General features: G+C 53.6%; 12 protein-coding genes. 10 read left to right on the plus strand and 2 right to left on the minus strand.

Annotated features, from left to right (window positions below; all coding sequences use genetic code 11):
* The first annotated feature begins 209 nt into the window (after positions 1-209).
* From ppsA to nhaA, 9 genes are all read left to right on the plus strand, one after another.
* Positions 210-2600, plus strand: a complete 2391-nt coding sequence (ppsA, locus tag KIH26_RS12805) for a phosphoenolpyruvate synthase (RefSeq protein ID WP_213445778.1) — start codon at positions 210-212, stop codon at positions 2598-2600.
* A 273-nt stretch (positions 2601-2873) separates the two neighbouring features.
* The gene (locus tag KIH26_RS12810) at positions 2874-5060 is read left to right on the plus strand and encodes a GspE/PulE family protein (protein ID WP_213445780.1); all 2187 of its coding nucleotides are present in this window, start codon (positions 2874-2876) and stop codon (positions 5058-5060) included.
* A 3-nt stretch (positions 5061-5063) separates the two neighbouring features.
* Complete coding sequence (locus tag KIH26_RS12815) at positions 5064-5486, plus strand: hypothetical protein (RefSeq protein ID WP_213445782.1); 423 nt, start codon at positions 5064-5066, stop codon at positions 5484-5486.
* Positions 5483-6658, plus strand: a complete 1176-nt coding sequence (locus tag KIH26_RS12820) for a pilin (RefSeq protein WP_213445784.1) — start codon at positions 5483-5485, stop codon at positions 6656-6658. Before KIH26_RS12815 ends, KIH26_RS12820 begins: the two co-directional genes overlap by 4 nt.
* A gap of 92 nt (positions 6659-6750) precedes the next feature.
* Positions 6751-7977, plus strand: a complete 1227-nt coding sequence (locus KIH26_RS17100; RefSeq protein WP_213445786.1) for a pilin — start codon at positions 6751-6753, stop codon at positions 7975-7977.
* Between the two features lie 42 nt (positions 7978-8019).
* Positions 8020-8643 (plus strand): hypothetical protein, encoded by a 624-nt coding sequence (locus KIH26_RS12830; protein ID WP_213445788.1) that lies wholly within the window; start codon positions 8020-8022, stop codon positions 8641-8643.
* A gap of 2 nt (positions 8644-8645) precedes the next feature.
* Positions 8646-9047, plus strand: a complete 402-nt coding sequence (locus tag KIH26_RS12835) for a hypothetical protein (RefSeq protein WP_213445789.1) — start codon at positions 8646-8648, stop codon at positions 9045-9047.
* A gap of 53 nt (positions 9048-9100) precedes the next feature.
* The gene (locus tag KIH26_RS12840; RefSeq protein ID WP_213445791.1) at positions 9101-10318 is read left to right on the plus strand and encodes a cation:proton antiporter domain-containing protein; all 1218 of its coding nucleotides are present in this window, start codon (positions 9101-9103) and stop codon (positions 10316-10318) included.
* Between the two features lie 8 nt (positions 10319-10326).
* Positions 10327-11478, plus strand: a complete 1152-nt coding sequence (gene nhaA, locus KIH26_RS12845) for a Na+/H+ antiporter NhaA (RefSeq protein ID WP_213445793.1) — start codon at positions 10327-10329, stop codon at positions 11476-11478.
* A gap of 69 nt (positions 11479-11547) precedes the next feature.
* Here the strand turns inward: nhaA and KIH26_RS12850 are convergent, their stop codons facing one another.
* Both KIH26_RS12850 and KIH26_RS12855 read right to left on the minus strand, forming a co-directional pair.
* Positions 11548-12528 carry an MBL fold metallo-hydrolase gene (locus KIH26_RS12850; protein ID WP_213445795.1) on the minus strand — a complete coding sequence of 327 codons (981 nt, stop codon included), beginning with the start codon at positions 12526-12528 and terminating at the stop codon, positions 11548-11550.
* A 231-nt stretch (positions 12529-12759) separates the two neighbouring features.
* Positions 12760-13245 (minus strand): YajQ family cyclic di-GMP-binding protein, encoded by a 486-nt coding sequence (locus KIH26_RS12855; protein ID WP_213445796.1) that lies wholly within the window; start codon positions 13243-13245, stop codon positions 12760-12762.
* 44 nt (positions 13246-13289) lie between these two features.
* Between KIH26_RS12855 and murB the strand changes: the two genes are divergently transcribed.
* Positions 13290-14426 (plus strand): UDP-N-acetylmuramate dehydrogenase, encoded by a 1137-nt coding sequence (murB, locus tag KIH26_RS12860; protein ID WP_213445798.1) that lies wholly within the window; start codon positions 13290-13292, stop codon positions 14424-14426.
* The last annotated feature ends 70 nt before the right edge of the window (positions 14427-14496 follow it).

A 14496-nucleotide genomic window follows, 5' to 3' on the forward strand; every position in this document is an offset into this window, starting at 1 on the left:
AATGACAGCAATGAAGTCAAATTGAATTCTTTATGTCACTTCTTGCGAGCAAAACCAGGGTTCAGCTTTTTGAAGGGAAATTGAATACAGAAGAGATGTTTAGCCACCTAGAATGCAGCTATGCACCCCATTTCCAGCCGCGCCGCACCCAAGCAAGAAAAAGACTCTGCGCCGCCGCATGCCCCGGTTTTTAACTTAGGAGCTTCCCCATGTCCCAACTCTTTGCTGCGACCGCACTGGTCGTACCGTTTGAGAACCTGAGAAACAGCGATGTCGAGTCAGTAGGCGGTAAAAACGCTTCTCTTGGCGAGATGATTTCGCAATTGCCCACGGGTGTGAAAGTGCCCACGGGTTTTGCCACCACGGCGCATGCCTTCCGCGAGTTTTTAAAGCACGGCGGGCTGGACAAGAAGATTAATGACAAGCTGGCCGCGCTGGACACTGAAGACGTGAGGGCGTTGGCGCAGGTTGGTGCGGAGATTCGCGCTTTGGTCGAGGCGCAGCCTTTCCCGGCGGATTTGGAAAAAGCGATTCGTGAGGCTTATGCGACGCTTTCTGGCGGTTCCACCACAGCGAGCTTTGCAGTGCGCTCATCAGCCACAGCAGAAGATTTGCCGGATGCTTCGTTTGCTGGCCAGCAAGAATCCTTCCTCAATGTGATGGGCATTGAAGAAGTGCTGCACAAGATGAAAGAGGTGTTTGCCAGCCTCTACAACGACCGTGCGATTTCTTATCGCGTGCACAAGGGCTTTGCGCATGCGGATGTGGCTTTAAGTGCAGGCGTGCAGCGTATGGTGCGCTCGGATCTGGGCGCAGCGGGTGTGATGTTCACGATTGATACCGAGAGCGGCTTTGATCAGGTGGTGTTCATTACCGCCAGCTATGGTTTGGGTGAGACGGTGGTGCAGGGCGCGGTGAATCCCGATGAGTTTTATGTGCACAAGCCGATGCTGGCTGCCGGCAAGCGCGCGGTGATTCGCCGTAACTTGGGCTCGAAGCTTTCGCAGATGGTGTTTGCATCAAGCGAAGAGAAGAAGGCGAGCGGCAAACTGGTGAAAACGATTGATGTGCCCACCGAGCAGCGCAACCGCTATTGCTTGAGCGACGCTGATGTGGAGCAGCTCGCCAAATACGCCGTGATCATCGAGCAGCACTATGGCCGCCCGATGGATATTGAATGGGGCAAAGACGGCAACGATGGTCAGCTTTATATTTTGCAAGCGCGGCCTGAGACGGTCAAAAGCCAGCAGCAGGGCAAAGTCGAGCAGCGCTACAAGCTGAAATCTCGCGGCGCAGTGCTCTCTGAAGGCCGCGCGATTGGCCAGAAGATTGGTACAGGCCCTGTGCGCCTCGTGCATTCAATTGCCGAGATGGACAAAGTGCAGCCCGGCGATGTGCTAGTGACTGACATGACCGATCCGAACTGGGAGCCGGTGATGAAGCGCGCTTCCGCGATCGTGACGAACCGTGGCGGGCGCACTTGCCACGCCGCCATCATCGCCCGCGAGCTGGGCATCCCAGCGGTGGTGGGTTGCGGTGATGCCACCGAGCATTTGAAAGAAGGCACGCTCGTGACCGTGAGCTGCGCAGAGGGCGACACAGGCTTTATTTACGACGGCTTGCTCGACACCGAAATCACCGAAGTGCAGCGCGGCACCATGCCCGAAATCAAGACGAAGATCATGATGAACGTGGGCAATCCGCAACTCGCTTTTGATTTCGCGCAAATGCCCAACCAAGGCGTGGGCTTGGCGCGCTTGGAATTCATCATCAATAACAACATCGGCGTCCACCCCAAAGCCATCTTGGATTACCCCGCTGTGGATGCTGATTTGAAGAAAGCCGTAGAGAGCGTGGCGCGCGGCCATGCTTCGCCGCGAGCTTTTTACGTGGACAAAGTTGCTGAAGGCATCGCCACGATTGCAGCGGCCTTCTGGCCCAAGCCCGTGATCGTGCGCCTCTCGGATTTCAAGAGCAATGAATACCGCAAGCTGATTGGCGGCTCGCGCTACGAGCCCGAAGAAGAAAACCCGATGCTCGGCTTCCGTGGCGCAGCGCGTTATATCAGCGCAGAGTTTGGCGAAGCCTTTGCGATGGAATGCGAAGCCTTGCGCCGCGTGCGCAATGACATGGGCTTGACCAACGTAGAAATCATGGTGCCCTTCGTGCGGACTTTAGGCCAAGCGAAGGCGGTGAATGAGTTGCTGGCTAAGCAGGGTTTGGCAAAAGGCAAAGACGGCTTGCGACACATCATGATGTGCGAAGTGCCAAGCAATGCCATCCTCGCCACGCAATTCTTAGAGTATTTCGACGGCTTCTCCATCGGCTCCAACGATCTCACGCAGCTCACCCTCGGCCTAGACCGAGACAGCGGCTTGGAACTCCTCGCCAAAGACTTCGACGAACGCGACCCCGCCGTCAAAGCCATGCTCTCCATGGCAATCAACGCCTGCAAAGCACAAGGCAAATACGTCGGCATCTGCGGCCAAGGCCCCAGCGATCATCCTGATTTCGCGCAATGGCTCGCCGATGAAGGCATCAGCTCCATTTCGCTTAACCCAGATACGGTGGTAGCGACTTGGAAGCAGTTGGCGGCGTGAGTAGCCATATAAACCGAACTCTGATCTTGGTGGTTCATATGTGAGTCTGCTCTTGACGACTTTTGCAGATTGGCCGTATCCATGCTCTGCAAAGTCTGCAGAGGGTTTGATGCTGGGTCAGTGCTGTGATTCACTGGCGGTCTTGCAGATAGCGCTTTCCCTGTTCAGAGATCAGAGATTCTCAACTTTCTAGGCTGAGTAAGTTTCGCCCCGGCGACTGCTGACCTCTAACTGCAGGTATTATCTGAGGAGATCAATGATTCAAGGGACACTATGAACCAAGCTTCGCCGATGATGTCTCAATCGCAGAGTAACGCATCCACGATCAAGACCAGTCATTTTCCGTCTTCGATGGTGGAGCCTGCTTTGGGTGGGCCCATCGCGATGTTGCGTCAAGCGATTGGCAAAGCTTTTCCTGATCGAGCTGAAATCGTCAATGTGCCGTTTGAAGGCAATCTAGCGCAAGCATGGCAAGCTTTTTCTAGCTTGCTCGCCACCACGCCCCTTCAACTCACGCGGGCTGTGGCGCCTTTTTACGGCGTGGAACCTGCGGGTTCTCTGGAGAAGTTCTCGCCTGAGGCTCTAGCGCTCGTTCCAGCGAATTTTTGCCAACAGAATTGCATCTTGCCTTTACGATTGGAGGAGCGAACACTGGTCATCGCCACGGCGAATCCACTTGACGACAATGTGAATGAGCGCGCACGCTTTGTTGTCGGACGCCCGATTCGTTGGGTGCTGGGGCCTCCCGGCGATATTGAAGATGCGATTGTTTTTGCTTATTCTAAAGAAGCCTCCCGGCTCACACAGGAAGGCGATTCCATCAACCGGCAGACGATGGCCAGCATTGATGACAATGCAGTTGTCAAGCTCAGCCGTGCTTTGATGGTGAACGCCATTGAGCAACGAGCCTCGGATTTACACATCCAGCCTTACATGGGCGCATGCGTGGTGCGCATTCGTGTCGATGGCGTATTGCGGCGATTGACTATGCTTCCCGATGCAGTAGCGACAAGTCTGCTGCGGCATATCAAAATCCGCAGTGGCATGGAGGCCACAAATACATTGGTCCCACAAGACGGCCGTATGTCTATGGTGATCAATGATCGCGAGTTTGATATGCGCGTATCGTGTTTGCCAGCCAGTCGTGGAGAGCGGTTGGTTATTCGGTTTTTGGATCAAAGCCGTGTGCACAATCTTTCGCGAGCGGGTTTTTCTCATGCTGCGATTCAGACGATGCGCCGCGGCATTGTGCGCCCAGCGGGCATGATCATCATGACAGGCCCCACAGGCTGTGGCAAAACCTCCACGCTTTACGGCATGTTGGCTGAGCTCAATAAAAGCACTGTCAACATCATCACGGTTGAAAACCCCGTCGAGTATCGAATTCCTGGTATTTCGCAAGTGGAAGTGAATGACAAAGCCGGGCGTACTTTCATGGCTGCGCTTCGTTCAATCCTTCGTCAAGACCCAGATATCGTGTTGATTGGAGAAATCCGTGACGAAGAGACAGCAGAAATCGCCTGCCAAGCCGCATTGACCGGACACTTGGTCTTATCTACGCTTCATACCAATGACGCGCTCACAGCTATACCGCGTTTGCTCAATCTGGGTGTACAGCCCACCATTCTTGCTGATTCTCTAGCGCTGATCATTGCACAGCGCCTGTGCCGCACGCTGTGCTCACATTGCAAAGTACCCGTGACCGATCCCTTGTCGCCTATGGAGCGTACGTTTTTAGAGGTGACGCACAATCGCCCTGGGCATCGCGCGGTCGGCTGTAAAGTTTGCAACTACTCCGGCTATTTAGGACGTTTGCCGATCGTTGATATTGCAGAGATGAACTCTGGTTTGCGTAACGCTGTCGCCACAGGCGAGAGTCGCCTCACCGAGTTGGCCAAGCTCCGTGATGGAGGCTTGAAATCTCTGGCCGCTTCTGGCAGTTTGCGTGTGATTTCTGGGGATACCACAGTGGCCGAGGTGGTCGAAGCTGTTGGCCCCAGCTTTTGGCCAGAGCTTGCGGAGCACTTTGGCACGATCTGCCACACTGATCCCATCGAAATCAGCACACAGCAGATCATCTCTGGTCAAGGTGTCTTGCTGATGGCGGCGCAAAACGGAATGCTTGAAAGCATGCGTGCTGAATTGCAGAATGAAGGCTTGGTGTTGAGCGTGGCGCCGGATGCAGAAACAGCGCATACCATGCTACAAAAAGACGAAAATATTGCAATCATCATTGCTGATATTCCAGAAGAGGCGACCTTGGAGCAAGCCATACAGACACTGCAGCACAACCGGCTTCACATTTCCTGGGCGCGTCTTCCCTCGGCTGTTTTATTGCCACCTGCTCTTATGCCCTATGAAGATCAGCTTCGCGATAGTGGTGTCATGGCAGAGATGCTCTACAAGCCCTTGGCGCCCAACGCTCTCATTAATTTCATTCATCAAGCGCGAGCCAGATAAATCATGAGTGAGCATAAAGATCTATCAGAACTCATTAACCAAGCTCAGACAGAAGCGGTGGCTAAAGCACAAGCAGCGTCAACCGTTGCATCCAAGCGAATTGTGATTCCCTATGCATTGATTTTCTATGGGCTGTTAGCAGCGGTGACTGCCTATTCAATATTCCGACTAGCCTCGGCTTTGCTGCCACCAAGCCAGCAAGACATTGACGCTGATTTGAAGGCACTAGTGAAAGAGTCTCAGCAATTCGTTGAGCAAAGTAAGAAAGATACCGGTGAGCTGCCAAAGAGTTTGCCACATGCCGCATTGGCATCCGTGATCGATTATGAAGTGCGTGATAAGGAATATAAGCTTTCAGGATTTGTATCGGGCGTAAGGGTTACGCTAGACTGGGATAAGACCATCAAGACGGAGATCGAGAAATGAGCTATCGCGCCAAGGGCTTCACCCTATTTGAAATACTGATTTCAATTGCTATTGTTGGTATTCTGGCAACAGTTGCTGTAGTGGGCTACCAAGAGTACACCTACCGTGCAAGAGCAGCAGATATTTTGCTCAGGTATGACGCGATCAAGACAGGAGCGCAATCACGTGCTGCGCAGCAGAAATTCGACAACTGCTCAGATTTACTCAAGACTTTCGAGACGAACAATCTCGCCGATCAATATGCCACCCTCAACTATGGGTTTGAAGCCGTCAACGGTGGGGGATACCGTCCTGTCCTAACCGTCTGCGGCAAAGCCGAGCCCGGTAATCCATGGGGTTCAAGAGTTGCCAAAGGTGCGCATGACACCATGCTCAAAACGGGAGCTGTTGAGCAAGGCGCAGTGGTCACAGATGCTGTGGTGAGCTTCGCCTTGCCGTTGAGTCAAAGTGGCCAAGCCTTGTGCAAGATTTGGACAGCGCCAGTTGCCAATTCCTCATGCGCTGCGAGCCCTGTTGTCACAGCATCTGCTCAAACGGCAGTGCCTCAGGCTGCAACTTCAGCTAGCTCAACGCCGCAAGCAACGACGCCAACTGCAGCAGCTACGAGTGTCGCGGCAGCAACCCAAACAGTTGCTGCTGTTGCACAGGTAACTCCCCTTGCGCCTGCACCCATGGCCGAGTCAGTCAAAACAGATTTCTCGCAGCCACCCATCCAAGGCTCGTGGATGATGCAAGATCCACGTGTTTGGGGCTGGTCCACTGACAACCCCGATGGCAAGGTTGAATATGGAAAAGGCGTAGCTTACGGCGATACTTCTGGGGGCAACATTGGAGTCATTGAGCTAGAAGGGTATGCCAATACCCCCTCCAACCTTTTTCGTACCATCAGTGCGCAACCTGGCGCAAAGTATTTGTTTACCTTCGACCTGAGCGGGCGTGTAGGCACGAGTTCCGATTCTGCGGCGGTGCAGGTGATCTGGGAAGGGAAAGTGGTAGATACCTTGCGTCCGCCGGGTAACGTATTTGGATTTGTGCGGCACTCCTACAATTTAGTCGCCACTGGAACTGGTTCTCGCATTGAATTGCGAGCCGTCACGCAAGATGGCACTGGCCCTGTGGTAGACAATTTGGCGATGGAATTTAAAGGATTGAACTCCGGCACTAGTCGTTAGATTGATTATGAAGTTCGTGTGAAAGAATTCAAGCTATCTGGAGTAAGAGTTACTCGCGATTGGGATAAAACCATGAAGACGGAGATCGAGAAATGAAAAAATTTGCCAAAGGCTTCACGCTGATTGAAATACTGATTTCGGTGGCTATTATTGGTATTCTGGCCACAGTTGCCGTAGTCGGCTACCAAGAGTACACAGCGAGAGCCCGAGCCTCAGATATTTTGCTGAAATATGACGCCATCAGAACCGGCGCACTCACGCGAACTGCGCAACAAAAGTTTGACAACTGCGCCGATTTACTCAAGAGTTTGGACACCAGTAATCTGATTGATCGTTATGCAACGCTCAATTATGGTTTTGAGGCTGCCAATGGAGGTGGGTATCGGCCTATATTGACGGTCTGCGGCAAAGCGGATGCGGGCAGTCTTGGTGGCACCAAAGTCGCCAAAGGTGCGCACGACACCATGCTCAAAACCGGAACCGTTGAAAAAGGTGCAGTGATCACGGATGCTGTCGTCAGTTTTGCGCTGCCTTTGACGCAAGGCAATCAGGCGATCTGCAAGACTTGGACGGCACCCGCCGCAGCGACTTCTTGCGCAGCGAATCCTTCTGCCAATTCAGCATCTGCTCCAGCTCAGGCAGCTAGGCCAGCTGCATCGGCCAGTGCAAATCCGCAAACCACGACACCCACAGCGGTAGCGCCCATGCCATTATTGCCGCCACCGGCGATTACCAAGGTCACGCCCACTCCTAAAATTACTGGCGCGACAGCGCTGTCTGCATTTTCTGGCGCACAGCGGGGTGTTCCCATTGGCACAAAGATTGTTGGCCTGTATCTGGCGGGCAGCAGTGTGAACCAGCTTGGATCAGCGACACTAGCGCAATTGCCCAGCGTCTCTACCGAATACAAAACCGTGGCTGATGCTGGCTACCACTACCTTGATTCGTCTGGCGCATTAGGCCGACTCATGCCCACAATGGCGGCAAATCTGGTGCCTCTCGGCGTGACTGAGCGCAATTCATGGGATGGCGGTATCGTTGTTTTCTCGGACGGCACCGTCGGTCGAATGCAGAAAGCGGCGAATGGCAATGGCAACGAAAAAGACTACGTCTATTTTTCAGTGCTTGATGGTGTCAATGCCAATCAAGGCATGGCGATTGTGTCTGGCACGGCGGCACCCGGGCAGTCTGTTCAAGTTAAAAACGGTGCTGCGTTGCTGGCGACAGTACGAGCTGATGCGCAAGGGAACTGGAACTTCGCTGGGGCGTCGAGCCTTGCGGGCAGTGGCCAAAGTCTCACTGCAACCGTAGCTCCTTAAGTGTTTAATTTAAGTGACTCTCTATTTCTTTGTACGCTACATATGCTGAAAAGTTCTGCTCTCATCGCTTTTCTATGCTGTACAACCACCATTCATGCGGCGCAGCCTGTGTTCGTTGCCAATTGTCCCGGTGACATCAACATTGATGCTGGGCGCACTGGGGTTGTGTATATCAATGGAATCAAAGCCAAAGTCCAAAAAATCAACGACAAGGCCTACGATTTCATGGCAAGTGGGATCACGATCTCTGTCTCGAGCAATCCCGGCCAAGCCCCTGATGTGACATACACCGGAAAAGCAAAAGCGCATGGTATTTGCAATGTCTCGGGGTTTGAAGATTCCAAGGCCACGCCGCCTGCCGTAGTAGGCTCAAGCAGAGCAAATGCAAGCGGCAATATTGCCTGCGGCTCTGCGCAAGCCAAGGTTCTGGGTCAATGCCCATTCACGGTGGCACGCCAAGGCCACGGAACAGCCACGATCACGATCACCCTGGCTGATGGACGCAAGCGAGCTATCTTCTTTGAGAAAGGTAAGCCTACCGGCGCTGATCTCAGCCAGGCTGACGGTGATATGAGCTTCAAAGCGACAAAGCGATCAGATACCTACAAGATTCAGGCCGGTCGCGAGCGCTTTGAAATTCCAGAAGCCGCCGTGTATGGAGGCTAAGAATGGCTACTCAAGATAAACAGTCCTCCATGCTGCTGAACTTGACTTTGCCTGTCTTGATCATTACAGCCACTGTCACCGTCTTTTTTATATGGAAGCTCCAGCCAAGCAGTGCTGGGGCATTTGCTTTTGCTGCGCTGTGGTTGAATACGCCGCAAATCGGTCTGGCTGTATTGCTATCCGTGCTCAAGCGTGGAGGCAAACCTTTGCTGCCTTGGTGTACGGTCTCCATTGCCTTGGTTTGCGCCGGCTTATTCTTCATTTCCGATGCGATTTTCTGGCATCCCGATGCGCAAAGTGCGATTGGTGTCATGTTCACACCCGTTTTGCAATTACTAGCCTTTGTGGTTTTGGCTCCGCTGGCATGGTGGATCGCGTCGCGGCTATCTGCTAACAAAGACTAGGCGAAGTTGGTGTTGCGCGCCAGCGCAGATGAAGTTTTTTAAAGAGATGCAAGATGGCAGTCATTATTCTGACAATTGGCGCGGTGATTTTTTTATCGCATTTTCTGTCTTTGTTATTTAAGAAAACAAATATTCCCGATGTCTTGTTGTTGATGGGGCTGGGTCTCTTGCTTGGTCCAGTGTTGGGTTGGGTCGATGGTTCGGATTTTGGAAAGATTGGCCCCATCATCGCTACCATTGCCTTGGTGGTGATTTTGTTTGAGGGCGGTACGTCTTTGCAGCTGAGCACCATGCGCAGCGCGATAGCTACCACAGGGGCATTTGCATTGGCTTGTTTCTTGGTCACTGCGCTGATCGTGATTGCTTGCGGTATGTACTTTTTGCAGCTTGCGCTTTTGCCTGCGGCGATGCTCGGCATCATTCTCGCCGGCACATCCTCTGCCGTGGTGATTCCGATGGTGAGCTCTTTGCGTATGGGGGAAAAGGCGGGCACCGTGATGGTGTTGGAATCCGCGCTCACCGATGTTTTGTGCATCGTCGGCGTTGTAGCGCTCCTGCATATTCATGCCGAGGGCAATGTCGAAGCGGGCAAACTCATGGGCAATGTGCTCTCGTCCTTGATCTTTGCTGCGGTGATAGGTATTTTGGGTGGTTTAGGTTGGCTCTTGATTTTGGGGAAAGTGCGTGATTTTCCGAACACGCTGTCTTCAACGATTGCCTACGCCTTCATTGTGTATGGGCTCACGGAGTTCTTAGGATTTTCTGGCGCCATCGCTGCTATGACTTTGGGTATCACCCTGACCAATTTCGGCGAAATGGGGCTCAAGCGCTTTAAGCCTTTCAGCCAAAACGTGGAAGCACTGACAGAATTTGACCGTGCGTTTTATCGCGAGGCTGTGTTCCTCCTCAAAACCTACTTCTTTGTTTACCTCGGTGTCTCCATGCAGTTCCATGGGTGGACTCCTGTATATGTTGCTTTGGGCATGATGGGCTTGACATTTGCCTCGCGCATCTTCCTCACGCGCACCATGCTCAGCGGCGATGATTTCTCTGGGCGCGATAAGGCTCTGGCCTCCATGTTGGCACCTAAAGGGCTGGCCGCTGCTGTGTTGGCCGCTGTGCCATTGCAATATGGCGTGCCTGGAGCGGCAGTGATTCGCGATACCACGTATATGGTGGTGTTGGTGAGCATCTGCATCTGCGCCGCTTTGGTCATGGCCTACAGCCTCAAGCCCGTTCGCGCGATGTATTCTGCAATGCTTGGAAAATAAAAACAGCTATGACGCTTACTCGTACTTTTACGGCTTTCTTTGAATCAGAAAAAGTAGCGGCTGCGCTGCTGGTGCTGTGCACTTTGGTTTCTTTGTCGATTGCCAATTCAGCGTTTGGCCCCGCTTATTTGTCTTTTTGGCAAATTTCACTCCTGGGGCTGAGTTTGGAGCATTGGGTCAATGATGCGCTGATGGCGATCTTTTTCCTGCTGATTGGTTTGGAGCTCGAGCGCGAACTGTATGTTGGCGAGTTGTCGGATCTTCGCAATGCTTTGCTGCCCATCGTTGCTGCGATGGGCGGCATCATGGTCCCAGCAGGCATTCACTTCGCGCTCAATTCGGGCACACCCACTCAAGCGGGCATGGGAATTCCGATGGCAACGGATATCGCTTTTGCTTTGGGTGCCTTGTCACTTCTTGGTAAACGTGTACCGGCCTCGCTCAAAATTTTCCTCGCGGCGCTGGCTGTGATGGATGATTTGGGCGCGATCATCGTGATTGCCGTTTTTTACTCTACCCAGTTTTCCTTGGTTTATTTGCTGGCTGCATTAGGTGTGTTTGCAGCCTTGATCGTGGCTAACAGAATGCGCGTGTTGAGCTTGATTCCCTATTTGGTGGGCGGCCTCCTGATGTGGTTCTTCATGGTCAAATCCGGCGTGCACGCCACGATAGCCGGCGTGTTGCTCGCATTTGCCATTCCCTTCACAGGGCGCGCAGACAAAGAGGATTCACCCTCTCATCGCCTAGAGCATGCGCTGCACAAACCCGTTGCCTTCATCATCTTGCCGATATTTGCCTTGGCCAATACAGGCGTGGTCTTTGATCCGCAGTGGCGTGAAGGGCTGCTATCGGCGAATAGCTTGGGCGTGATGGGCGGGCTCCTTGTAGGCAAGCCTTTAGGCATCGTGGTTTTCTGCGCTCTGGCAGTCGCCTTAGGAATTTGCAGATTGCCTTCACAGCTTCGGTGGCCGCATATTGTGGGAGCGGGGCTGCTCAGTGGCATCGGTTTCACGATGTCCATCTTCATCACGAATCTGGCCTTCGCAGACAATCTGGCTTTGATCAACAGCTCCAAGATGGCGGTGTTGTTTGCATCTGCCACAGCCGGTGTGGCCGGTGTGCTTTGGCTGCTGGCAATTCGCCCTGCCAAGCCACAGTAGATCTCACTGCGAGCTCTGTGCAGCGAGACTCACCGAATGAGCCGGGCTGCTTGGCTTTGAAGCTGAGCGCTAGGCTTGCAGCGCAGCCCACATTTCCTTATCGCGAGCCGCCGTCCAAATGCGTGGATTTTTGATGCCACTGGCTTCGTCGTATGCGCGGCTCACATCGAAAGGCAGGCAATGCTCGTAGATGAAGACATGGCCGAAGATGGGGTCCATGCTTTTGCGGGTGTGCGCCATCGAGCCTTTGAGATCGAGCTTTTGCGCAACGGCTTCTTGGCCGCATTTGTAGAGGGTCTCTACCCAGCGCTTGGTGTAATCCAGCGCTTTGTTGACATCAGCTTTGCCTTTCATGGCTTCACCTCGACCGGGCACGATGTAGCTGGCTTCTAGTTTGCGCAGTGCTTCCAGCGTGGCAGGCCATTCTTCGAGCTGCGCATCGCCGGTGTAGACGCCGGCTTCGTATTCGACCAAATCGCCGCTGAAGAGCACGCCTTCACTCTCCACCCAAGCAATCGTGTCGCCTTTGGTATGCCCCATGCCGGGATGCCAGATTTCCACCACCACGCCGCCGAGGTTGATCGACAAACTGCCTTTGCGACCTGGTTTGCCATTGCCAATCACCATGCTCGGCCAAGTGAGGCCAGGAATGCTGTCTGCACCTTGGAAGAGGCGAGGGAAGCGCTCGATTTCGCTTTGCATGTCTTGCGCGCCGCGCTCGCGGATGAGCTCCAGCGTGCCACGGCTGGCGATGATCTCGGTTGCGCCCTCGGCCACATACGCGCTCGCGCCAAGCACGCGCACAGCGTGGTAGTGCGTGAGCAGCACGTATTTGATGGGTTTGCTGGAGACGGTGCGGATCTTCTTGATCAGGTCTTTCGCCATGGCGGGCGTGGCTGTGGCGTCGCTGACCATGATGTAGTCATCACCAATGATCACGCCAGAATTTGGGTCGCCTTCTGCGGTGTAGGCCCAGCAGTGTTTGCTGAGTTGTTCGAAGGTGATCTTTTTAGCGGAGAGGTCAGACTGGCTGGCGAAGGCTTTGGACATGGAATTTCCTGTGCTTGAAGGAGCTGAATTGGATGGATTTTAGTTTACCTAATCGTAATTCATTTCGTTTAGGTGAATTTCTGGGATGAATCCAGAGGGCTCTTGCTGATTAGCACAACCAGCTGAAGAAGCGTGCCAATGCACAGAGCAAACTCAAAGTTCAAATTGCTATAAATTAGATAGCATTTCGCGCAGTATCTACGCCGGCAAAACAGCGATTTGGTCTAAAAATTAATCGCGGAAATTGTTGAACGACAGCGGAATCTCCGCCATGTCTTTCTTGATCATGGCCATCGCGGCTTGCAGGTCATCACGCTTCGCGCCTGTCACGCGCACGGATTCGCCTTGGATACTGGCTTGCACTTTGATCTTGCTGTCTTTGATCAATCGCTGGATTTTTTTCGCATCTTCTGAAGCAATGCCTTCGCGCACTTTGATGACTTGCTTGACCTTATCGCCACCGATTTTTTGCACATCGCCCACGTCGAGAAAGCGCACATCGACGCTGCGTTTGGTGAGCTTGGCGCGCAGGATGTCGTCGATTTGTACGAGCTGGAAATCTGCATCGCCAGTGAGCGTGATTTCCTTGTCTTTGAGCTCAATCGCTGCGCCCGTGCCCTTGAAATCAAAGCGCGTGCCGATCTCTTTGGCGGCGTTTTCGACCGCGTTTTTCACTTCGACGAGGTTGGGTTCGCAAACGGTGTCAAAACTAGGCATAACTCTCTCGCAAATGTTGTGTTTTCAGGTGCGACAATTGTGGCATGTTTGTTGAGAAAAATGTCCCGCTCCAGCCCTATAACAGCTTTGGCATCGTTGCCAAGGCGCAGCAGTTGGTGCGTATTTCTAGTACGGAAGCGCTGCAAGCGGCTTGCAAGGAAGGCAACTTTGCCGCCGAGCCGCCCTTTGTCTTGGGCGGCGGCTGCAATATCGTGCTCACGGGCGATGTGAAGCCGCTGGTGCTCAAGATGGAAATCATGGGTAAGCGGCTGGTGGAAGAGACGGCGAGGCATTTCGTTGTGGAGGCAGGTGCGGGAGAGAATTGGCATGAGTTTGTGGCCTGGAGCGTGGCGCAGGGCTGGCCGGGGCTGGAGAATCTGGCGCTGATTCCGGGGAGCGTGGGCGCAGCGCCAGTGCAAAACATTGGGGCTTACGGCGTGGAGCTGCAAGATCGCTTTCACAGCTTGGATGCGGTGAATTTGCATACGGGCGAGCTTTTCACGTTGGAAGCTTCTCAGTGCGCGTTTGGTTATCGTGATTCGGTGTTTAAGCACGCCACGCAGACGGGTCTGCTTGGCAAAGCCGTGATCACCGCTGTGCGCTTTGCTCTGCCCAAGGCTTGGCGGCCTGAAGTGTCGTATGCGGATTTAAGCCGCAAATATGCTGATTTTTTAAGCCAAATTGGCACTTCGCCTGCGCAGAATCTGCGCGAAGTGCTATTAAAACAAGAGCAATTATCGCGCCGTTCTTGGGCTGAAATGCTCCCAGAGCTCATCCCCAGCGCTAGCCAAATCCTCGACTGGGTGGTACAAATCCGTCGCGCCAAACTGCCTGATCCTGCCGTGATCGGCAATGCTGGCAGTTTCTTCAAAAACCCGTTTGTCACCCCCGAGCAGCGGGCAGACATCATCGCCAGAGAGCCCAAAGTCGTGAGCTACAACATGCCTGATGGCAGCATCAAACTTGCTGCAGGCTGGCTCATAGACGCCTGCGGCTGGAAGGGCAAGGGCGTGGGCAATGCAGGCGTGTACGAGAAGCAGGCGCTGGTCTTGGTGAACAAAGGCACAGGCACAGCCACGCCAGCCACCGGCGGCGAAGTAATGACGCTGGCCAAAGCCATCCAAACCAGTGTGTATGAGCGCTTCGGCATCTTGCTGGAGCCGGAGCCGGTGGTCGTTTGATTTGCCAATTGGCTTATCCGTTTGGATTTGTCAGTTTTGTCAGAATTAACCCAAGAAGTGATACAGTCTC

This window comes from Variovorax sp. PCZ-1 (assembly GCF_018413605.1).
GTDB lineage: Bacteria > Pseudomonadota > Gammaproteobacteria > Burkholderiales > Burkholderiaceae_C > JANMDU01.